Here is a 1,114-nt window from a genome sequence, read left to right as displayed (position 1 = left end):
TGCGCCAAACCGTCTTGGTTTTGTGTGCCGGTAAGGTATAAGGCGGCACATTGGTGGCATGATAGGTGCGGCCGGTGATAATCGGTTGGTCCGAGTCACCGTGTAAGAAAGACACGATGACTTCATGGCCAATGCGGGGAATGGCCATCATGCCGTATTGGCTGCCTGCCCAGCCTTGCGCCACCCGTATCCAGCAACTGCTTTTGTCATCTCCGTTGGAATAACGGTCCCACGGGAAGTGGACTTTCACTCGCCCGTGTTCATCACAAAAGATTTCTTCGCCATCCGGTCCCACCACGGTGCCTATCATAGGGCCATCCACTTGAGGTTTGGGCGTGGGGGTTGCACGCCACGGGATGGTGGCAGGAATAAGCATAAACTGGTTGTTGTAGGTGGTGGCGCCTTGGCCGCCTTCTTCCTCCAGTGCTTGCGGTTGGCTACCTTGGTGGTGCACCCGCACCACTTGCCACGCTTGGTTCACGCTCTCATCCAGATGGTCGCTGATGGTAAAGCGATAGCCGGCCCGTAGTGCCGGTTCATTGCTTTGGCCGTTGGCATGCTCGGCCTCACGGCGTAAGTACTCTAAGCGGGTTTGGTTAAACGCCTGTCCAGTGGCGTCGTCTTTAAAGCGGCCTGGGAAGTCAAAGTGCTCGTAGCTGTCGGTACGCTGGTAATCAATGCCATCGGCTTGCGCCGCTTGTTGGAAGCTGTAGCGCGGTTTTTTGAAGCTGTAGTCTTTTAACGCCGTGTGGCTAGGCTGCGCCGCAGTGTGGCGTGTGAGCCCATAGATATACGGGGTATCGGTGCGTCCGCCGCTTAAGGCGTTATAGGGCACAGGACTGTCAAGCTGGGGCAAGCTGTCGGGCGCATCGGTCACTATCAGGGTATGGGTGTTGGCATCGTGCTCATGGTGATACACCAAGCCCTCTTCTGCCGCTAAGCGGTGGAAGAACGCCAAGTCACTTTCACGGTACTGCACACAGTATTCGCGCTCGGCATAGTCGCGAGTGAGCGAGAAGCTCACCTCCGTGACGCCCATTTCTGTGAGCAGGGTTTCTAGAATAGTCGGCACGGTTTGGTGCTGGAAGGTACGACTGTTTTGGCGAAGCGACAG

Annotated in this window: 1 protein-coding gene; it reads right to left on the bottom strand. The window is 56.6% G+C overall.

Going from position 1 to position 1,114, the window contains the following annotated elements; genetic code table 11:
* The coding region (gene tssI, locus HLG76_RS14620; protein ID WP_175993939.1) for a type VI secretion system tip protein TssI/VgrG at positions 1-1,114 on the bottom strand (1,114 nt) is incomplete at both ends.

This window comes from Salinivibrio sp. EAGSL, assembly GCF_013366455.1.
GTDB lineage: Bacteria > Pseudomonadota > Gammaproteobacteria > Enterobacterales > Vibrionaceae > Salinivibrio > Salinivibrio costicola.
This window is presented reverse-complemented; position numbering and strand designations above follow the sequence as displayed.